The 18,474-nt window shown below is 29.1% G+C and carries 25 protein-coding genes; 17 read left to right on the top strand and 8 right to left on the bottom strand.

Annotation, left to right across the window (positions count from 1 at the left end):
- Nucleotides 1-30: 30 nt before the first annotated feature.
- The 5 genes from HCN_RS12095 to HCN_RS07260 all read right to left on the bottom strand — a co-directional run bounded on the left by HCN_RS12095 (nucleotide 31) and on the right by HCN_RS07260 (nucleotide 2,514).
- Nucleotides 31-681, bottom strand: a complete 651-nt coding sequence (locus HCN_RS12095) for a Rha family transcriptional regulator (RefSeq protein ID WP_014667089.1) — start codon at nucleotides 679-681, stop codon at nucleotides 31-33.
- Nucleotides 678-893, bottom strand: a complete 216-nt coding sequence (locus tag HCN_RS07275; protein WP_014667088.1) for a hypothetical protein — start codon at nucleotides 891-893, stop codon at nucleotides 678-680. The genes HCN_RS12095 and HCN_RS07275 overlap by 4 nt, the downstream gene beginning before the upstream one ends.
- Nucleotide 894: 1 nt before the next feature.
- Nucleotides 895-1,434, bottom strand: a complete 540-nt coding sequence (locus HCN_RS07270) for a hypothetical protein (RefSeq protein ID WP_014667087.1) — start codon at nucleotides 1,432-1,434, stop codon at nucleotides 895-897.
- A gap of 365 nt (nucleotides 1,435-1,799) precedes the next feature.
- Nucleotides 1,800-2,117 (bottom strand): hypothetical protein, encoded by a 318-nt coding sequence (locus HCN_RS07265; protein ID WP_014667086.1) that lies wholly within the window; start codon nucleotides 2,115-2,117, stop codon nucleotides 1,800-1,802.
- Nucleotides 2,110-2,514, bottom strand: coding sequence for a DUF5131 family protein (locus HCN_RS07260; RefSeq protein WP_014667085.1), 405 nt, complete (start codon nucleotides 2,512-2,514; stop codon nucleotides 2,110-2,112). Before HCN_RS07260 ends, HCN_RS07265 begins: the two co-directional genes overlap by 8 nt.
- A gap of 193 nt (nucleotides 2,515-2,707) precedes the next feature.
- Here HCN_RS07260 and HCN_RS07255 point away from each other — a divergent pair, with 193 nt between their 5' ends.
- From HCN_RS07255 to HCN_RS07185, 15 genes are all read left to right on the top strand, one after another.
- Nucleotides 2,708-3,130, top strand: coding sequence for a hypothetical protein (locus HCN_RS07255; protein WP_014667084.1), 423 nt, complete (start codon nucleotides 2,708-2,710; stop codon nucleotides 3,128-3,130).
- A gap of 67 nt (nucleotides 3,131-3,197) precedes the next feature.
- Complete coding sequence (locus HCN_RS07250) at nucleotides 3,198-4,388, top strand: DEAD/DEAH box helicase family protein (protein ID WP_014667083.1); 1,191 nt, start codon at nucleotides 3,198-3,200, stop codon at nucleotides 4,386-4,388.
- A gap of 281 nt (nucleotides 4,389-4,669) precedes the next feature.
- Nucleotides 4,670-5,422 carry a helicase-related protein gene (locus HCN_RS07245; RefSeq protein ID WP_014667082.1) on the top strand — a complete coding sequence of 251 codons (753 nt, stop codon included), beginning with the start codon at nucleotides 4,670-4,672 and terminating at the stop codon, nucleotides 5,420-5,422.
- Nucleotides 5,423-5,463: 41 nt separating this feature from the next.
- Nucleotides 5,464-5,859 (top strand): hypothetical protein, encoded by a 396-nt coding sequence (locus HCN_RS07240; RefSeq protein WP_014667081.1) that lies wholly within the window; start codon nucleotides 5,464-5,466, stop codon nucleotides 5,857-5,859.
- A complete protein-coding gene (locus HCN_RS07235) occupies nucleotides 5,822-6,511 on the top strand; it encodes a hypothetical protein (protein WP_232501855.1) in 690 nt (229 codons plus the stop codon). The genes HCN_RS07240 and HCN_RS07235 overlap by 38 nt, the downstream gene beginning before the upstream one ends.
- A 71-nt stretch (nucleotides 6,512-6,582) precedes the next feature.
- Nucleotides 6,583-6,843: an AbrB/MazE/SpoVT family DNA-binding domain-containing protein gene (locus HCN_RS07230; RefSeq protein ID WP_014667588.1), complete on the top strand. Its 261-nt coding sequence runs from the start codon at nucleotides 6,583-6,585 to the stop codon at nucleotides 6,841-6,843.
- Nucleotides 6,831-7,157, top strand: coding sequence for a type II toxin-antitoxin system PemK/MazF family toxin (locus tag HCN_RS07225; RefSeq protein ID WP_002955286.1), 327 nt, complete (start codon nucleotides 6,831-6,833; stop codon nucleotides 7,155-7,157). Before HCN_RS07230 ends, HCN_RS07225 begins: the two co-directional genes overlap by 13 nt.
- 22 nt (nucleotides 7,158-7,179) lie before the next feature.
- Nucleotides 7,180-7,839: a Fic family protein gene (locus tag HCN_RS07220; protein ID WP_014667078.1), complete on the top strand. Its 660-nt coding sequence runs from the start codon at nucleotides 7,180-7,182 to the stop codon at nucleotides 7,837-7,839.
- A gap of 77 nt (nucleotides 7,840-7,916) precedes the next feature.
- A complete protein-coding gene (locus HCN_RS07215) occupies nucleotides 7,917-9,914 on the top strand; it encodes a coiled-coil domain-containing protein (protein WP_014667077.1) in 1,998 nt (665 codons plus the stop codon).
- 1 nt (nucleotide 9,915) lies between these two features.
- Nucleotides 9,916-11,103: a HipA domain-containing protein gene (locus tag HCN_RS07210; protein ID WP_014667076.1), complete on the top strand. Its 1,188-nt coding sequence runs from the start codon at nucleotides 9,916-9,918 to the stop codon at nucleotides 11,101-11,103.
- A 115-nt stretch (nucleotides 11,104-11,218) separates the two neighbouring features.
- Nucleotides 11,219-11,584 (top strand): Fic family protein, encoded by a 366-nt coding sequence (locus tag HCN_RS12505; RefSeq protein WP_014667074.1) that lies wholly within the window; start codon nucleotides 11,219-11,221, stop codon nucleotides 11,582-11,584.
- A 5-nt stretch (nucleotides 11,585-11,589) separates the two neighbouring features.
- On the top strand, nucleotides 11,590-11,970 hold the full coding sequence (locus HCN_RS12500) for a Fic family protein (protein ID WP_002955280.1): 381 nt from the start codon (nucleotides 11,590-11,592) through the stop codon (nucleotides 11,968-11,970).
- Nucleotides 11,971-12,000: 30 nt separating this feature from the next.
- The gene (locus HCN_RS07195) at nucleotides 12,001-12,570 is read left to right on the top strand and encodes a metallophosphoesterase (RefSeq protein ID WP_002955279.1); all 570 of its coding nucleotides are present in this window, start codon (nucleotides 12,001-12,003) and stop codon (nucleotides 12,568-12,570) included.
- Complete coding sequence (locus tag HCN_RS07190) at nucleotides 12,554-12,814, top strand: hypothetical protein (RefSeq protein ID WP_014667072.1); 261 nt, start codon at nucleotides 12,554-12,556, stop codon at nucleotides 12,812-12,814. The genes HCN_RS07195 and HCN_RS07190 overlap by 17 nt, the downstream gene beginning before the upstream one ends.
- Before the next feature lie 104 nt (nucleotides 12,815-12,918).
- On the top strand, nucleotides 12,919-13,356 hold the full coding sequence (locus HCN_RS07185) for a hypothetical protein (protein WP_014667071.1): 438 nt from the start codon (nucleotides 12,919-12,921) through the stop codon (nucleotides 13,354-13,356).
- A gap of 513 nt (nucleotides 13,357-13,869) precedes the next feature.
- Here the strand turns inward: HCN_RS07185 and icmH are convergent.
- The 3 genes from icmH to tssJ are packed head-to-tail and all read right to left on the bottom strand — an operon-like array spanning nucleotide 13,870 to nucleotide 16,519.
- Nucleotides 13,870-14,637, bottom strand: a complete 768-nt coding sequence (gene icmH, locus HCN_RS07180; protein WP_014667587.1) for a type IVB secretion system protein IcmH/DotU — start codon at nucleotides 14,635-14,637, stop codon at nucleotides 13,870-13,872.
- A 9-nt stretch (nucleotides 14,638-14,646) separates the two neighbouring features.
- Nucleotides 14,647-16,047, bottom strand: a complete 1,401-nt coding sequence (gene tssK, locus HCN_RS07175) for a type VI secretion system baseplate subunit TssK (RefSeq protein WP_014667070.1) — start codon at nucleotides 16,045-16,047, stop codon at nucleotides 14,647-14,649.
- A 16-nt stretch (nucleotides 16,048-16,063) separates the two neighbouring features.
- Complete coding sequence (tssJ, locus tag HCN_RS07170; protein ID WP_014667069.1) at nucleotides 16,064-16,519, bottom strand: type VI secretion system lipoprotein TssJ; 456 nt, start codon at nucleotides 16,517-16,519, stop codon at nucleotides 16,064-16,066.
- Between the two features lie 129 nt (nucleotides 16,520-16,648).
- Between tssJ and HCN_RS07165 the strand changes: the two genes are divergently transcribed.
- Nucleotides 16,649-17,926: a type VI secretion system domain-containing protein gene (locus HCN_RS07165; RefSeq protein ID WP_002957599.1), complete on the top strand. Its 1,278-nt coding sequence runs from the start codon at nucleotides 16,649-16,651 to the stop codon at nucleotides 17,924-17,926.
- 62 nt (nucleotides 17,927-17,988) lie between these two features.
- Nucleotides 17,989-18,474: a type VI secretion system contractile sheath small subunit gene (tssB, locus tag HCN_RS07160; protein WP_002957598.1), complete on the top strand. Its 486-nt coding sequence runs from the start codon at nucleotides 17,989-17,991 to the stop codon at nucleotides 18,472-18,474.

Genomic DNA, 18,474 nt, shown 5'->3' with positions numbered 1-18,474 from the left:
CATTGTAAATTCCTCATTTTTCTTGCTTCATCAGCGTTTTCCTAAACTTTGTGCTTCTATTTGGCTTGTGGGCTTATCAAATTCAACGATAACCTCACTATTAACCTTAACAATGCCATTGCAAAAAGTTTCTGTGATTTTGTATTCAACGATTTTATTGCATTTTGATTTTCTTTTTTGCTCCATAGTTTTAACCTCTTCCAAAATATAACTTCTGCAAGGTGTTTTTTGCTTGAGATTAAAAAGTTCTTTTGTATCTTCTAGGACATAATTTCGCTGCTGCTCTCGTAAGGCAACTTCTAATTTATTAAAAGCGTTAATAAAAGCTACTTTCCAACGATTTGCCTTAGCTCCTGTAAAGCTCATTGCTAAAAATGAAAAACCATCTCTTGTGAGCTTATAAAAAGGGTCTTTTCTTATCCTACCTTCAACCTTATTAAATCCTCTTATTTGTGTCTCTTTGTAGGTCTGCGTAAAATTACACTGATGAAAAATTTTCATATCCAAATCATTAAAGGATTCTTGCTCATATTTTCTAATGGCTTTCAACACATCTTTGTGGTTTTTCTCAAACACATTAGCTATATCTAAACTTGTGCAGAATATTTGATTGTCAGCAGTTTGAAACAAAACTTCTTTGCCAGCAATATTGATATTAATATTAAAAATATTCTTACTCATTCTTTGCCCCTTACTTTGTCTTTTTCAATCTCTGCTATCAAACCAAAATCTAAAGCTCTCTTGCAATAATCTTGTGCAACATCTTCGCTATAAAATGGACGATTTTCTGCTAATCCATAATGTTTCAAGAATATATTTAAATCATTCTCTCCATTAAAAAGTCCAAGCTGCAAACGCAAAACTTTATTACTATTTTTTATAAACAATTTCATTTCATCTTCTTTTATAAACTTTTAAAAAAGATGTTGGGATTGCAGATGCTTTGTGGTTTGCCTCTTGTGTTTGGCACATTAAAGAATCTACATCTTTTATTTTGTCATAATGAATGCCTTTCGCAGCCTCTCCTAAAGTGATATGATATGTTTGGTTGTTATAATGAATAGTGAGCTTGATATTTTCCAATGAATCAAAAAATTCTCCCATTGCAGTTATAACACCAACAGAATGTCTCGTTGCTAAATTTCTAAAATATTTATATTGGTTCGTATTTAAAAATTCTAAAAACTCTATAAGCCTTTTAGGGTGATGAGTCAAAACTTCAAATTCCCTTTCATAACAATCTGCACGCATTGAGGTTATAATTTCTCGTAAATCATCAAAAGGCTTATTAAACGCGAATAAATCATCACCCACATAAATCATATCATCATCTTTAAATTCAGTTAAATCATAATACGATATAGGGAATCCCTCTTCATTAATTAGATTTGCACTAGATATTGGATACCATTTTCTTATCTCTTTATTGTTCATTTTCTAACCTTTACAATTCTAGATTCTATGGATATTGCCGATAAATTCAAAACTATCTCCTCACTTACTCATAACTATGCAGCGTGTGCTTGGATGTATAACATCAATAGTCTTGCATTCACTCTCACTTCTTGTCCATAAATAGCCCAACTTTTGCAATCTAAAAGTCAAATCCACAATATCATTATTAAGCCTATCACGCTCTCATATTAGTTTAGCTATTTGTTCAGCCACATTATCAGATTCAGGCACATCATCTGTTATGCCTAGCAATGCGTTAATTTTTTGTTCAGTCAGTAAATCTGCCATTATTACTCCTTACTCCCATTGTTGTCCGCTTGTTGTTTTTGGCTTTCTCTCATTCTTTAATCTATTTGTCTTGCTTCTTCTCTGCGTAGAATCCATAATTTGTTATCTGCGTTATCCATTCCTTTACTAAATGCTTTAGAATATTGGTTGCTAAAGAATAAATACTCTCCCAAATCATCATAGCTATCAAATAGCAAAACCTCATAGCTTAATCCATCATCGTATTTCTCTATAAACTTCATTTTAGGATTTTCTTTTATTTGTAATATTGAATAATCCTCTGCGTTTAGAATGACTGCTATTCCATTTATTCTTTTATTGTTTGGATTCATTTCACTCTCCTTAATTCCATAGGTTACACATTCCTTATTCATTTGGAAACTCCTTGCAAGTTTCTATTGCGGATATATCACTATTCAAATTCAATGAAGGGCGACTACCCCATTGCTTAAAGAAAAATGGTACTCCATTCTTTTGACATTGATAGTGAATATTATCTACCCATTCCGATTTTATTTGCCTTGCTTTCTTTTTATTGTTTGGTATTTTCTCTCCGCCTACAATTACCCAATCTAGCTTATCAATATAGTCGCTTAAATCCATATTCTCTAACATAGGCTCAATGCTCACAAAAATTGTAATAGCACTACTAATATTTTTTAGATTTATAAGATAAGGAATCCTCTTATCTACACATTGTTGATTTTCAGCAGTTACTCCAAACCAAATGTGAAGCATATCATCAAGGTTTAAAGTGCTTTTAATATACAATTATCAATAAAATGATACATTTTATCCGCTCTTTTAGTAAGCACTTGAAAAATCAAATCTTTTCTTTTAGCCATAGTGTTAAATAATTGCGCTAAACCCATTTGAAAAGGAATTAAATTTAATTGATTTCTCTCTTTTAAGTAATGAAGAAGCAATTAAAGTTAATAGTTTAGGAGTTGGGAATCTCTTTTTTATGGATAATAAAATTTATATAAAAGGTGAGTATTCAAGTTGTGAAGAAGCTTACTTTAGTGATAGTTTAGATATAAGTAAAATGGATTTAGTGCCAAAGGCACATATTCTTAAAATAGATAAAAAGAATTTTCAATATAAAAGCTTTTTAAATAGAGATGAAGTGCAAATTGCTAAAAAAATCATAGATTTTAGAGATTTGCTTAATGAAAATTTAAAAAATGAAAAACATTATTTAGACAATGAAAAGAGCAATGCAATTATTTTGAAACAAAAAGAAAGATTAAGAGAGTTAAGAAGTGAAATTTTACATCTTGTGAATATCAAATCTTTTCATCAAAAGAATAGGAACAAGATAGATAAACAAGGGATAGTTTTGCAACATAATTTACAAAATATTTTAAATTTGGATAAGCTTGTTTGATTTAGTATTCTTGCAACAGAAATAAAAAAACGATAAGGGAAATTATGAACTATATTCTATATTAAAGATGAGAGTTTATAAGCCTTTACAAAAAAGCCTAGCCAATTCAAATGAAGAAGCTTTACAAAAAACTATCAATGAAAAAGGTTTTATTGATGAGAAAACCTTGCAAAGCTATAAACCAAATACACCACTTAATAAAATATTGCAGGATTTATGCGAGAAACAATTAATTTTTTATAGGATAGATAGAGACCCACAAGATGATATTTTTTATCAATTAGTAGGTGAATTTTTAAGCGGAAATGTAAAAGCAAAATATGAAAGAGTGCAAAGTTTAATTAAGCAAAAACAAGAGGGAACTTTTATAGGTTTTCTAAAGCTTCATTTAGATTTAAACCAAACAGTCTTAGCTTTGAAAGAAGCTTTCCATTCATATTTGTATTATGAGGATATAGAAACTTCTTTTGGTGCTAAATTTGTGCAAATAAAATACTATGAGGATTTTATTAAAGAAAGCTTTTTTAACGACCCAACTAAAGCTATCGTAAAGGTTAGTTTTTTAAATGGAGCATATTCTTTAGAGAAATTTAAAATTTTAAGAGAGGATTTTAATGATGGCGAAATAGTTTTAAAAGAAGTTGAAGCTTCCAATTATGATTTTAATGAAGTTGGGCTAAACTTAGAAATTTTGAGAGAAGATACAAGCACAATGTTTGCAAAAGAATCTTTTATTGAAAATGTATTGAATGGCAAAAGTCTTGAGGTTTATCATTTTGAGCCTCACCCACACGAGAAAGATAAAAAAATTAAAGTAAGCGAGAGTATTTCCACAAAAATTGCCCTAGAAAAAGCGGAGATTCTAAAAGAATCTTTTTCTAATTTTTGTTTTTCTAGTAAGGAAAGAAGAGAGACAATAGAAAAAATCTATAATGAAACAATTAATGTTTTTACCCATAAAAGATTTAATTATGGAAACTTCTTGGAAACTCCGCACTTAAATAAAGAGATTACTTTAATGACGCATCAAAAGAATGCTGCTTTTAAAGCGATTTCTAAAAATTCTTTACTTTTAGACCATCAAGTTGGAGCTGGAAAAACTTTGGCTGGAATCGCCATTGTAATGGAGCAAATTAGAATGAACTTGATTAAAAAAGCTTTAATTCTTGTTCCAAATCATTTAAGTGTGCAATGGGGAGAAGAGTTTAAAAGAGCTTATCCAAATGCAAATATTTTAAATGGAGAATGGAAAATGTAAATGACGACCCAAAGAAAAACAATGTTTTAGCCTGCACGACAGATGCTAAAAAGCCGCACTTGATTTTAGACTTATAGACCAAAATGCACAAGACTATGGAGATTCTAAGATAAATAAGATGTGTGAGAAAGTCTTGCTTCACTACAAAGATGAAACCTATCAAAATGGCACACAACTTATCTTTTGTGATATGGGCGTGAGTAAGCAACACTCTCAAAAAAATTGATGTTTATGCTGAAGATAAAATAGAATATAAAAGTATTGAAGATGTAGCTAGAGAAATGAATTTAGTGTTGCTCTATGATGAAAAAAATGAGGAAAATTTCTATGCTTTGCTTAAAAACTTTGATGAGCCATTAGAGGCAGAAAGTAATGGGATTAAGAAACGATATAGCATAGAAGACTTAATGGTATTGCAAGTAGAAAAATTTGATGTTTATGGGGATATACTTAAAAAACTTGTTAAGTCTGGAATCCCACAGGAGCAAATTGCTTTTATAGGCGATGCAAAGACCGACAATCAAAAACAAGAACTTTTTATGAAAATGAATGAGGGTGCAATAAGGGTTTTAATTGGTTCAACTACAAAAATGGGAACAGGCACAAATGTGCAAAAAAGAATTATCGCATTATACGAGCTTGATTGTCCGTGGAGACCTTGTGATTTAGAGCAAAGAATGGGAAGAGGGATTAGGCAAGGCAATATGTTTTTTGAAAAGGAATTGCAAAGAATATTAGAGGAGTTGAAAGAAAAGAGTTTGAGTTTGGAAGCGAAGAATCAAATCTTAGAAGAGAATATAAAATTTAATATAGCTCATTATCGTTATGCCACTGAACAAACTTATGATGCGAGAATGTTCCAGATTAATGAGCAAAAACTAAAACCTCTTGTGCAACTGAAATCTTTAAATTTTAACGATGGACAGAGAGTTTTTGAAGCAATAGATGCCGAAGTTGCAAATGTAGCTGAAATGAAAGCAGTTGCAACAGGAAATCCTTTTATTTTGCAGAAGCATAAAATCACTGACTTTTAAAGACAGAAGAAAGATATTATAAGCAGTATAAAAGAAGCATTTTGCAAAATGAACGAAACCTTGAGATTTTAAAAGCTAAGAAAAAGAGATTAGAAAGCGAAAATGAAGTGTTAAGAGAGTTTGTCAATAACAAGGAATTTGAAAAGGAAAATTATATCATAGAAGCTTTTGGGATAAAAATACACAAAAAGACTATTAATAAAGAGGAGGAAAAAGAACACAAAGCTTTAAGAGAGGCTATTAATTTAAATATTGAAAAAATATTTAAAAATCCTAGCGATAAAGAAATAGAAGTTTTTAGGGCAAATAAAATCAAAGTTGTTTTAAGGGGAAAATTTAACGAACTTGGTGGCGATTTTATCTATACAGGGATAATGATTGATGAAAAGAATAGAGAATATGTTTTTCAAAGCTCAAAGTGGATATTTAATCTTTGATTCTATTCCTAATCTTGATGGACTTTTAATAAAAACAAAAAATATAATGTCTAAAGCTTCAAGTTTTATTCATAAAAATAGCGAGAATCTAAAACTTACAATTAGTGAAATTACACAAAAAGAAAACTTTCTTAAAAACAATACTTTAGGTAGCTATTCAAGAAAAATTTTGCTTGATACTTTAAAGGCTGATGAGAAAAATATTAATGCAATTTTTGAGTTAATTGCCCAAAATAAGAAAGAGGGCATAAAAGTTACGCTTGATAGCAAAGACATTCAACATTTGCTTCCACAATATCCAAAGCTTTTAGACGAGAGAGGGAAATTTAATCCTCAAAATGCACAGAGTATCAGTATCGGCAAAAATCAAGAATCCAAAATGTCAGATTCAACGAATAGAGCAATTTCTAAGGTAAATTGGAGCGAGGAATCACAACCTATACAATGCAAAACAGAAGCAAATAAAAAACTTAAAACTCCCGATGAAGAGAAATATGTTGCATTAATTGACAACAAAATTATACAAATAGAGGAGGCAAACATTGAGTTTCAAACTTTTAGCAGAAAAGATGAATTGGAATATAGAATTGCTATCTTAGAGCAGAATCAAGCAAATATTTCAAATGCAAAAAGAAACAGGGACATATTATGAGCGGCAATATTGACTTATTCATAATATATCAATATAATTACTTTGTAATTATATTTTAAAGGGTAAATTTGATGACAAAGTTAATAAAAATTGGCAATTCTTATGGCATTCGTATTCCAAAAGTTTTTATAAAAAAAGCTCATTTAGAAGACGTTGTTATTGACCTAAAATTATTTAAAAATGGGCTTTTATTAAGCCCGAATAAAACACATCGTTCAAATTGGGATAGTGCAATACTTAGAAAAAGAGCAAAGCAAGAAGATGATAAGCAAAACACAATCTCTTTGCAAAAAGATTTTGCTTGTGAGGATATGAAAGAATGGGAGTGGTAATATTGAGGCAGTTTGAGATTTTTTGGATAGATTTAAATCTTACAAAAGGAGCGGAAATTTCTAAAAAAAGACCTTGTGTGATTATCTCACCCAATGAATTAAACTATTTACAAACAAGACTTGTTGCACCTATTACTTCAAAGGGATTTGATGCTCCTTTTAGAGTAAATTTTGAATTAGAGGGCAAAAAGTCTAGAATCCTTTGCGACCAAATTCGTTGTGTGAGTATAGATAGATTCTTAAATAAAATTTGTGATTTAGAATCTAATAAGCAAGAGGCTCTAAAAAATATTCTCTTAGAGATGTTTGCTTAAAGTTTAAAGGTAAGGAGGCTAAATGATATTGGATAATCAAGAATATATGCTAGATTTGTGTATAAGAATGGCTCATCACAGCACAGCAATAGAAGGTAATACGCTTACTCAAGATGAAACAGCCTCTATTATCCTAGATAATTTCATTCCAAGAGCAATAAAAGATAGGGAATTTTATGAAGTAAGAAATTATAAATACCTCTTGCCTTATTTTATAGAAAAACTTAAATTAAATACAAAGATTGACTTAGAACTTATAAAGTTTTTTCATTCTTTTATAATGAAAGATTTACACGAAGAAGCTGGGAAATTTAAAACTTTAGAAAATGCGATTATAGGTGCAGATTTTGAAACAGCTAAACCCTATTCGGTATCCTCATTACTTAAAGATATGTGCGACAACCTATATTATAAATTAGAAAACTCTAAAAATGATGAGGAAAAAATTAAGGCAATTTTGCAATCCCATATTCATTTTGAGAAAATTCACCCTTTTAGTGATGGTAATGGGAGAATAGGCAGGCTTTTGATAGCCTATTCTTGCTTTGAACATAATTTAACGCCCATTGTTATACCTAAAGAAGAAAAGGCTTACTATATTTCTTATTTAAGAGCAAACAAAATAGATGATGTGATGATTGATTTTATTAAAAAATTCAAAAGGAAGAGCAACAAAGGATAGAGAAATTTAAGTCGGCTACTTTAAGTCTTAAGAATGATTTAAAGCCAAAGAATAGAAAATAAACTAAGGAGAACACAATGCTAAATTTAACTTTACGAAGAGTTGATTTCAATGAATTAAGAGTTGAGGACATTTCAAAAAGACCCATTTTAGAGTCTTTGCAGAAGTTTTGGAGCAAAAGTGAAAATGAATATATAGATTTTTTAGAAAAAAACAATATTGATTTTTACAGAAATTTCTCCTCTATTGCAGAGCTTAAAGAAGTGATGAAGCACGATATTACTATTCTTAATACCATAGCAGAGCAAGGCTTGGATAATGCCTTTGATTTTAAAACCATTAACTTGCTAAAATCTAAGAATCTTAAAGAGATACACGACCACGAATTTATGAAGCTAACGATTGATTTAAGACACATAAATAACCCTGAATCTAAAGAGCTTATTAAAGATTTATTTGTGGAAACAAAAAGTGTTTCTTTGGTTAATTTCGTAGATGTCAATGAGGATTCTTGTTCTCTTATCTATCATAAAAAAGGTGCATTTTATTATAATGATGAACCCTATATGTGCAATACGAGAGAGAGTTTAACTTTGTTAGAAAATTATGAAGTGCCAAAGGATAATAATTTTATCCTTTCAAGACTTTTACTTGATTTAGCAAATAAGCTAGAAGAGAATGGCGTAGAAGAGAGTTTTTGTGTGCAATACAATAATGGAGAAGAAAATAATAAAAATATCCACGAAGTTATTTATTGGGGGCATTTGAGTGCAGAAGAAAAAAAAGAAATTAAAGCTGAAATGCGAGAGCAAAAAGAGTTAAATAATGAGGCAAAAAATCAAGCAAAACAAGAGCTAAAGGCAGAGGCAAATAATAATAGAAATTCTCTTAAGCCTCACGAGGCAAAAGAAGTATTAGAGCAAGAAAAGAATGTGCGTCTTTATAATATTTCTGAATTTGCTAAAGAACAAGCAGAAAATAAGACACAGGAATCTTTTAATGAGGTAAAAGAGAGACAAGAAACAAAGATCAATGAGATTAGTGCCAAAAGCATAGAACTTTATAAACAAAAAGAACAAGAAAAGCTCAAATCAAGGCTAGAAAAGGCAGAAAAAGATTCCCAAAACGCTTATAATGATTTAAAAGACTATATTCATAATGGCTTAAGTATCTTAGAAGCTCTTAAAAATATTCAACAAAAATATCGGAATGAAGATACAATTAATTTTGCTTCTCTGCTTTTTAGTAAAGATATTTTAAATCTAAGGAGTAAGGAAGAAGAAATTATAAGTCTTAACCAAGAAAAAGGAGAGTTAAGGGCAGAGTGCGAAAATGTTTATAATGAAGTAGAAAAAAGAGAGGAGACTATCTCCAAACTTAAAAGTACGCTTCAGAGCAAGATTAATGAAATGCAAAATTATGAATATGAGTTAGAAAAAAAATTTGAGGTAAAACTCCAAGAAAAAGAAGCAGCAATGCTTAAAGAGCTTGAAAGTTTGCAAAAAGAACAAGAGAAGGTAAATAATGAATATGAGCAAGAGATTAAAGAGCTTGATTGTGCAAATGAGGAATTAAGCAATGAAAATAAAAAGATTAATGAACAAAATTTAAAGCTTAACTCTCAAAATGCAGCTTTGCAAAAGTCTTTAAGTGAGATTGAAAATAGATATGAAAAAGACAAGGAGCAAATGAAGCAAGAAGTAGAAGTGTTAAATGATGAAAATAAAAAAATCAATGAAATAAACTTCAAATTAAGTTCCCAAAATACTCTTTTAGAATCTCATCTAAAAGAGCAGAAAAAAGAGTTGGAATCCTTACAAAAAGAATTTAAAGAAAAGCTAGAAGTAGCAGAATCCCACATTAAAAGACTTTATAAGCTTGAAGCACAAGTAGAAATTTTTAATGATAAAGAAAATATGTATAAAGAGCAAATTAAGGAGCTTAAGGGCAAAAATACTGCTTTAGAAGGAAAACTAAATGGCATACTTGAAGATATGATGAATAAACAAAATAGTCAGCCACAAGCAAAAACAGAAAAACCTAAAAGAAGCAGGGATATATTAGGAGACGCATAGAATGCAATATATTTTAAAGAACAAAGATGAAGTGGTTTTGGAGTTTGAAGTAGAAACAATAAAGCACATAGAAAGAGGTGTTGAAATCTCTAAAGACATGATTAAAAATATACAACTTTTTAATATTTCCTTAGCACCAATTAATTTGGATATAAATAATCCATCTGAATCTTTAGAATCTTTTATAAAATATAGAAAAGCTCCAAGCCATAGGCAATATGTCCAAAAGATTATAGCAAGTTATAGCAGGGGCGAAGAAAGACTTATGGATTATATTGATGTGTCATTTGGATTGTCTCTCAATGATTCTTATTGGATAATTCCCGCAAATAAAGATTACAAATGGAAAGATTATAATCTCTATCAACACGCTTTTAATGAAGCTTTAGAATTAATTGCATTTGGTATAGGAATAAGCAAAATTAGTGGAATTACTTCATCGCCTGAATATACTACCAATGGAATGCTAAAAAAATGTTGGCATAAAGAGAATAATAAAATTTTTCTCTATAAAGGAAGCACTCAAAAGTCAGATGATGATGAAGAATATGGAGGCAAAGAAGCATATACTGAGTATTATATGGCTCAAGTAGCTGAAATTATGGAATTTGAATACATAAATTATGATTTAAAAATGTTTCATAATCAACTTGTAAGCACTTGCTCTATTTTTACTAATGAAAATGAAGGCTATATGCCAATTTTCTATCTCTTAGAAAAAAAAGATAGAAAACTAAAAGGTATTGATTTGGTGGATAAACTTGAAGTAATTTATGATAAAAATAAATTAGAGGATTTATTTCTCTTTGATGCACTAATCTGCAATATTGATAGACATTTAGGAAACTTTGGAATGATAGTAGATAACAATACAGGAGAGATTCTACGCCCCGCACCTATCTTTGATAATAGTTGTTCTATGCTAAATTTACTTTATAAATCTGATTTACAAGATATTGATAGTGTTCTACTTGGCCAAAAAAGTTATTTGGAATTTAATTTTAATAGACAACTAAAACTCTTCGCACAAGAACGACACATTTCAAATCTCCAAAAACTCTCCAATTTTACCTTTAAAAGACACAAAGAATTTAATCTAAGTGAGGAATGGCTACAACCCATAGAATCTTATATGCAACAAAGAGCCAAAATGGCTTTGGAATTTATAGAGGAAAAGTATATAATGTAGCCGATGAAGTAGATATATCGCAAATTAAAGATGAGATTGTAATGAGCAAGGAATCTAACATTAATAGTATGACAAGCCATATGGAAAAATTTCCATTGCATACAAGGAAAAAAAGATGAGTGAAATCCTTGAAATTTTACTTAGAGAAAAAAGGAATTCTCATAAAAATGGTTTGTATCATTATACACAAATTCATTTTGCTTATAATTCCAATCACATTGAGGAAAGCACACTCACAAATGAACAAACAAGATTGATTTATGAAAAAGATATTTTTTTAGCAAATGAAAATCAAATTATTAAGACAAATGATATTTTAGAAGCAAAAAATCATTTTATAGCCTTTGATTTTATTTTAGAAAATGCTTTGATTGATTTAGATATTGATTTTATTAAGAATTTACACTTTTTAGTAAAACAAAATTGCACTGATATAAAAACTATAGGCGATATTAAACAACCCCACCAAGTCAAGTTTTAAAGGAAATGAATATTTTGCTTGAAAATTACAAGAAAGAAAATTATTTAGAAAAAATTATAAAATCTCATTTTCACTTTGAAAAAATTCACCCTTTTGAAGATGGTAATGGTAGAGTAGGAAGACTTTTAATGTTTAAAGAATGCTTAAAAAATAATGTTATTCCATTTGTTATCGATGAGGAGCATAGATTGTTTTATTATAGAGGTTTGAAAGAATATCCTAACACAAAGGGATTTTTAATTGATACTTGCCTTTCTTGTCAAGATAAATTTAAAGAGATTTTGGAATATTTTGAAATAAAAATTTCAAACAATCCTCAAGCTCAGAACACACAAGAATATTTAAACGAAAAATCAAATTCCCATATCAAAAGAAAAAGAAAATGAGAAATTTTCACAATCAAAAGAATACAAGTAATGGCAATCTACTTTTTTGGTGATACTCACGCAGGAATTGATATTGATAAAATTTTCTTTGTGAAAGATTATATAAAAGAAGATTTTATTATAGTATGTGGAGATTTTGGAGTATTGTGGAGTGATTTAGAGGGAAAATATAAGCAAATTGATGCTCTAAAAATGGAGGAAAATTTAAAAGAAAGGATAGAAAAACTTCCCTGCATTTTACTTTTTATTGATGGAAACCACGACAATTTCAATCATTTAAAGGCTTTAAAACAGGTCAAAAAATTTGGTGGCGTGGTTGGAGAATACCTAGAAAACAAATGCTATCATTTGAAAAGAGGGCAAATTTATAACATTGATAATAAATTTGTCTTTACAATGGGTGGTGCTTTAAGTATTGATAAATATAGAAGAGAACCAAATTTAAGCTGGTGGGAAGATGAAAAAATTAGTAAAAAAGACCTTGAAACTGCCCTAGAAAATATTTCAAACTTCAAAGGAAAACTTGATTTTTGTGTAACACACACTTGCCCACAAAGTTTTTTAAAAAAAACTTGGCGAACAAATGGATATAAGCCATAAAATAGAGGATAAGAATCCCTATAAGTTAGAAATCATCTATCAAACCTTATTTAAACAGAATAAGATTCCAAAATATTTTATGTTTGGGCATTGGCATAGAGATATTAGCTTTAATATAGGCACAACCACCGCAAATTGTCTTTATTATCACACTTTAAAAACAATAGGAAATGATGCTTTGGAGAGGAGAAATTATAAAGATGAAATTAAATGGGTTAAAAGACAAAAAGGCATACTTTGTTAAGGAAAAGAATATGTTAAAAAAGATGTTTCAATCACAAAAATCAAATAAAAGAAAACTTAGATGAAGTTTGTTGAATTAAAATTTTGTATAAAGAGATTTTGCTAATGCTTCAAGCTGCAAGAAGTGAAGAATCAAGAAGTTTTTTAAGAGAGCTTGAATTTTCTCTTGTATTGATAGGGAATCCTAAGGCAAGAAATTATTTTTTAAAGAGTTTAGGGCAAGTCAATGCTAAACGTAGTGGTTCAAGTGGTAGTTCAAGTAAGCAAACAGGCGAAAAAAATGTAAAAAGTGAGATTTTGGCTTATCTTAGACAAAAAGGTTATGTGCAAACAGCGAATATATGGGCAAGAGCCTTAAGTATGGATAAGGAAGATATTAATGAGCTTTTAAAAATTTTACAAATAAGGCTTTTACAAGAGGGGGTAGAGGGCATTTTAGAAGTTCATTTACAAGATAGAGAAATTAATTCTCCCCATATTCAATTTGTAGGTATGAATGCACCTAAAGTAGAGGTAATTATAGCGCAGACTTTGGTAGAATAAAATATGAAACAAGCATAGAATCTGCACTAAGCAAAAAAGACTTTAGACCTTATTATAAAATCAATCCAAAAGCAAGGTATCCCAAACATAGTGATTTACAAGATGAAATCAAATATCGTAAATTCATACAAAGAAAAAGTAATAGCAAGGAAGAGATAGAAAAACTCATTAATACCTTTGATGAAAAACTTTTAAAACTGAAGAAAAAGTTAGAAAAAGTAAAGAGTGTTGAAGTTCAGCAAAGCACTTTTGAAGCGAAACTTCAAGAAATGAGGACAAATAACACGAAATCTCTTGCAAAACTTAGAGAACAAAGAATGGAATATAGGCTAAGAAGATTAAGGAGACGAAGAATATAGTTTGTCGGACAAAATAATTAGAAACAAGCCGATTCTAAATTCTTTCATTTGAAAGTTTTTAAGTTTATTTTTATATTGTTTTTAGAATTGGAAATACAATGAAAGTGCAAAAAAGAATTTAGGTAAATTTTAGAAATGGATAAAAATCTTAATTTTAATAATTTTTGATAATTTCATTCACGCTATCGTGTATTCGTCTGTTATTAACTTCAAGGTCAAATACAGCATAGATAAAAACTCCTACAATGATACATAAAGGCAAAGCAATTAAAATTTTTTTAAGATACATTCTTTGAAAATTTTGCCAAAAACTCTCCTTCATGATTCCATCATAAGCTTTTGTAAAGGCTAGTTCTTCACTAACATCATATAATGGTGTGAGAGAAGAAGCAATATTATTACAAAAAAGCAAAATTCTTTCTTCTATATCTTTGTTGTTTGAATATTTGCCTTTGTAACCCAATACAAGACAGGCATAAATAAATTCTAAAAAATCTTTGTTTTTGGCAGGATTGTTAAGCCAAGAATGTGTTATATCATAAAAATTATCTCCCCCTAAAGTTTCGTCAAATAAACGCACTGTTAGGGTATTATTTGCCCAAGAGCTATTAATAAAAAGCTCATTTTTCATTAACATCTCATCAATGAAAACACAAAGGCAATATCTAAGCCTAATAATGTCTTTTTCATCATATTCTCTTAAAGCACTAAGTTTGGAACTCCAAGTCAAAATATCATTGACAATTTTTTCTCTAAGGGATTCTATGGTGCTTGTATCAAGTAAGGTTACTTTAGATAATCTAAAAGAGAGCAAGAGGAGTTCTAAACAATAATCAACAACTTTATTATTTCCAAGACCGCTTAAACCGGAACTTAAAAGCAAACTAAATTCTTGTGTCTCTGCACTTGATTGTTTTTGCATTTTGTTTCCTTAAAATACTGCCCACATTTTTATATCAGGATTCTTAATATTATGAGTAAGGTAAATACTTATTGCGTTTTCTCCTTTAAAATGTTTAAACAATTCATCTTTTTTATCTAGCTTATAATAAACATAGCCATTTAAATAAGGGATAGCTGAAGGAATATTTGGAATTTGGATAATATTCAATCCTCTAAGTTGAGTAGCTACTATATTTTTGATTTTACTCTGCGTATGGATTTTACTTTGTGTTTTAAAGTTTTTTAATAAATATTCGTGATTAACATCAGCATTAATGGCTAAGAAAAGTTCAGATTCTTCTAAAATTCCAGCGTTATCAAATAACAAATCATAGAAACCATTACCATTATCTATAAGTTTTGCCATTGAATATCTCGGAGAAGTAATTTTAGCAAATAAAATCTTTATATTATTGATTAAAGGAAAAAAAGTTTCATTTAAATTATCGTGTTGGTAGGCAATAAATTCTAAAAAGGAATTTTCAACGCCAAATGCCCCAAGTTCCCCCTGAAATTCAATAAGCTTTTCATATAAATATTCGGGGTGTAATTTGTTCTTGTGAATAAGGTAAGAAAAAATTAAAAACCATTTTTTAAGAAGATTTAAAGATAAATAAGTGCTAAAATCTAAAGTATTTTTTGTTTGGTCAATGCCTTTAAAAACTTCCCAAAGTATCTCTTTATGTTGTTTGATAGAATATAATGTTTCTTCTAAAAAAGACTTGACAATGGAAACTTTGTTGATATTAATACAGGTAGGAATAAAATTTTCTTCAAGCTCTATTTTTTTATTTGAATCTATATTTTTAATTTTGGCAATAGGAATCTCAAGTTCATCAGGTGTTGCATTGCCTAAAATTCCGAGTTTCAGTCTCAAACTCGCAAGCGTTAAGTTAATTTTTTCCTGAGTAAAAGTTGTATTTTGTAAATCTTTTTCATCTTCTAATAATTCCCTTGAAATACCTACACTATGGTTATCATCATAAGTTCTTGAGGCAATAATGCTTCTTAAAGTTAGGTATTTAGAATTAGGAAAATTATTTTGTAGGGCTACATCAGCAATGCTAGCAGTGCTTAGAGGGATTTTTAATACTATAACCGAATTTTCTAATGATTCATAATTGATTTCTAAAGCTTCTGGCAATAAATCTTGTTCTGGAGCGTTAAAAATACTTCCATCTTTAGCTATCCCAGAAATTTTTTCTAATGCAATCTTACCTTGTATAAGCAGTTCATTAGAAAATTTTAAATCAATAATTCCATAAAGATTATTTGATACTTCAATGGTTTTTAAATCTATATTTCTTTGAAAATATCTCTCTTGCTGTTCAAAATGAATTTTATCAATATTTAAACCATTAAACCAAGCAACTTTTAGTTGATTTGCCATATTAATATCCTAGAACTCATTTAATCGTTTTAATTCCTTCTTGTGTGATTTCAAATTTTAGTGTTTTTTCATTCCAAAATCTACTCCAAAGTCCGCTTACATCTTTTGTTTTAACCCAAGCTTTAGTTACTTTTTTTGTATCACTGGCAAATAAAGCTAAAAGACCAATGTAGGGAACTTCTTTATCCTTAACTTTTATTGCTACAATTTCGCTTTTAGGAGCAATTTGTAATTTGATTGAATCTATTTTATCCTTACCAAGAGCTCCATCTTCTCTAGTAATTAAGTCCTTATCATTTGCTTCTTCAAATTTTTTAACATCCTTAAGTTTATAGATAATAAGAGTAACAGGAACATCATCGAATCTATTATTAAGATTTGATTTTTCAATGTTACTTATTTTTACACTCACATTGTTTGAGCAAGCTCCAAATAAAAGACATAAAGCCAAAATTAGTATTTTTTGATACATTAACAATATCCCCCTTTTTAAATTTTTCTAAACCTTAAATTATGTAATATTTTAATATTTAAATTATGACAATATTTTAATATTTGATTGCTAAAACTTTTATAAAATAATTGGTGAGGAATTAAATCAATGCAATTTGTTAGTCATTTAAAGGATAATTTGGATAACTTGGAAATTTACCATTTTCTTGAAGATGAGATGTCAAAATATAAAACATTGAATCACGAGGATATAAAGTGGAACAAGGTTTATGAATATTCTTTAGAAATCCTGCAAAGATTCTCTATGGACGCTAGAATTTATCATTATTTTGTTTTATCGTGTATAGCATTAAACAGCGAAGAATCCTTCAGAATAATGAATAAGCTATTTGAATTTTTGGTTCATATTTTACAAAATTCTCCTGAAAATTTAGGGAAAAATGCTGATACTTTAAATGCTCAAAAAAAGAAGATAAAGAGTGTCGTGCAACATTTTATAATAGAAACTGACAGACTTAGCTTATCACATTTTCCTCAGATTATCATGGATTTAAACCATACATTCAGGATTTTAGGGAAAATTTTAGAGTGCGATTTTAAAGAGATTCAAGTTAAACAGGAGATACAAAAAAGTGAAGTTATATCATCAACTAGAAAACAAGTTGAATTTCACACTCAAAACCCAAATACCAATTCCTTAAATGATAGAGAATATAGAATATTTTTTAACCATTTAGCTTTTGAGCTTTTAGAAAAAAATAAAGATAATCTTAACGCTTATGCTATGTTTGTTGAAGCGATGTGGGGGAGGATTAGAACCCTTCCTATCCATAATGAAAGTATTACTCAAATTAAGTATCCAGATAAAAATTTAATACAAATTTTGCTTGAAAATAATTTTGATGAATTAGAACATATTAAGTGTTTTATGTCAAATCTTGCATTAAATCCTTTTTGGATAGAGGGCTTAAAGTTATTTTGTGAATCTTTATACAAGCGTAAAAAAATAAGTGCTTCCAAATTGCTTAATACTTTAACTAGAGAGTTTCTTATTAAATTTAAGGAGATTTCTAATCTTAAGTTTAGTAATGGTGAATCTATGTGTGAAGAGCAGGTTTTTAATTATTTTTTGAAGCAAGACATAGATTTTAATCATATAAAGCCCAAAGCGAATAAAAACAAGCAGAATAATATAGACGAAATTTTATTAGATATGAATACTCAAAATAGCAATAATTCCATATTTTCACATATCAATGCTTTGATTGAAATGGCTAGATTTTTTGAGGAAAAAAATATGCCAAATAATGCTAGGATACTTTATATCCAAGTTAAAGATTTAATGGAGAAAACATTATTAAAAGATTATTTATCGGAGGAATATTCAAAAATTACAATAAAAAGTGAAAGAAATATAAAAACTTAACTAAAATTTACACAATTTCGTTATAATATGCCTTATGAAAAAACGCGGAAAGGATTTGGATAATGTCTGATGGTTCTAGTGCTCCAAAAGAGCGTATTAATATCACATACAAAGCAAAAACGAATGGACAAGAAGCAGATGTTGAGTTACCCTTAAAATTGATGGTAATGACAAATTTGACAGGAGGAGCTGATAAATTACCTTTGGAAGAGCGAGAGATTTTACAAATTAATAAGGTAAATTTTAGTCAGGTAATGCAGAAATTGGATATTAGTTCTAAATTTAGTGTTAAGAACACCTTGGGCACAGGAGCAGAAGAGCTAAGTATTAATCTTAAAATTTCTAGTATGAAAGACTTTTCCCCAGATAGTATAGCAAAGCAAATTCCCGAGCTTAATAAACTTATGCAACTAAGAGAGGCTTTAGTGGCTTTAAAAGGACCTATGGGTAATATTCCAGATTTTAGAAAAGCAGTTTTAACCGCTTTAAAAGATAAAAAAACAAAAGAGAAATTGCTTTTAGAAATTAAAGAAGAAGTCAAAGAATAG

This window comes from Helicobacter cinaedi PAGU611, assembly GCF_000284635.1.
GTDB lineage: Bacteria > Campylobacterota > Campylobacteria > Campylobacterales > Helicobacteraceae > Helicobacter_C > Helicobacter_C cinaedi.
This window is presented reverse-complemented; position numbering and strand designations above follow the sequence as displayed.

Bases quoted from the DNA above. Each gene is read 5' to 3' on its own strand.
- HCN_RS07215 (WP_014667077.1), top strand. From the start codon at position 7,917: ATGCTAAATTTAACTTTACGAAGAGTTGATTTCAATGAATTAAGAGTT.
- tssJ (WP_014667069.1), bottom strand. From the start codon at position 16,519: ATGTATCAAAAAATACTAATTTTGGCTTTATGTCTTTTATTTGGAGCT.
- icmH (WP_014667587.1), bottom strand. From the start codon at position 14,637: ATGCAAAAACAATCAAGTGCAGAGACACAAGAATTTAGTTTGCTTTTA.
- HCN_RS07165 (WP_002957599.1), top strand. From the start codon at position 16,649: ATGCAATTTGTTAGTCATTTAAAGGATAATTTGGATAACTTGGAAATT.
- HCN_RS07255 (WP_014667084.1), top strand. From the start codon at position 2,708: ATGGATAATAAAATTTATATAAAAGGTGAGTATTCAAGTTGTGAAGAA.
- HCN_RS07190 (WP_014667072.1), top strand. From the start codon at position 12,554: ATGGATATAAGCCATAAAATAGAGGATAAGAATCCCTATAAGTTAGAA.
- HCN_RS07195 (WP_002955279.1), top strand. From the start codon at position 12,001: ATGGCAATCTACTTTTTTGGTGATACTCACGCAGGAATTGATATTGAT.
- HCN_RS07185 (WP_014667071.1), top strand. From the start codon at position 12,919: ATGCTTCAAGCTGCAAGAAGTGAAGAATCAAGAAGTTTTTTAAGAGAG.
- HCN_RS07235 (WP_232501855.1), top strand. From the start codon at position 5,822: ATGTTTTTCAAAGCTCAAAGTGGATATTTAATCTTTGATTCTATTCCT.
- HCN_RS07245 (WP_014667082.1), top strand. From the start codon at position 4,670: ATGAATTTAGTGTTGCTCTATGATGAAAAAAATGAGGAAAATTTCTAT.
- HCN_RS12505 (WP_014667074.1), top strand. From the start codon at position 11,219: ATGAGTGAAATCCTTGAAATTTTACTTAGAGAAAAAAGGAATTCTCAT.
- HCN_RS07270 (WP_014667087.1), bottom strand. From the start codon at position 1,434: ATGAACAATAAAGAGATAAGAAAATGGTATCCAATATCTAGTGCAAAT.
- HCN_RS07210 (WP_014667076.1), top strand. From the start codon at position 9,916: ATGCAATATATTTTAAAGAACAAAGATGAAGTGGTTTTGGAGTTTGAA.
- tssB (WP_002957598.1), top strand. From the start codon at position 17,989: ATGTCTGATGGTTCTAGTGCTCCAAAAGAGCGTATTAATATCACATAC.
- HCN_RS07265 (WP_014667086.1), bottom strand. From the start codon at position 2,117: ATGAATAAGGAATGTGTAACCTATGGAATTAAGGAGAGTGAAATGAAT.
- HCN_RS07275 (WP_014667088.1), bottom strand. From the start codon at position 893: ATGAAATTGTTTATAAAAAATAGTAATAAAGTTTTGCGTTTGCAGCTT.
- HCN_RS07220 (WP_014667078.1), top strand. From the start codon at position 7,180: ATGATATTGGATAATCAAGAATATATGCTAGATTTGTGTATAAGAATG.
- HCN_RS07225 (WP_002955286.1), top strand. From the start codon at position 6,831: ATGGGAGTGGTAATATTGAGGCAGTTTGAGATTTTTTGGATAGATTTA.
- HCN_RS12500 (WP_002955280.1), top strand. From the start codon at position 11,590: ATGAATATTTTGCTTGAAAATTACAAGAAAGAAAATTATTTAGAAAAA.
- HCN_RS12095 (WP_014667089.1), bottom strand. From the start codon at position 681: ATGAGTAAGAATATTTTTAATATTAATATCAATATTGCTGGCAAAGAA.
- HCN_RS07250 (WP_014667083.1), top strand. From the start codon at position 3,198: ATGAGAGTTTATAAGCCTTTACAAAAAAGCCTAGCCAATTCAAATGAA.
- HCN_RS07230 (WP_014667588.1), top strand. From the start codon at position 6,583: ATGACAAAGTTAATAAAAATTGGCAATTCTTATGGCATTCGTATTCCA.
- tssK (WP_014667070.1), bottom strand. From the start codon at position 16,047: ATGGCAAATCAACTAAAAGTTGCTTGGTTTAATGGTTTAAATATTGAT.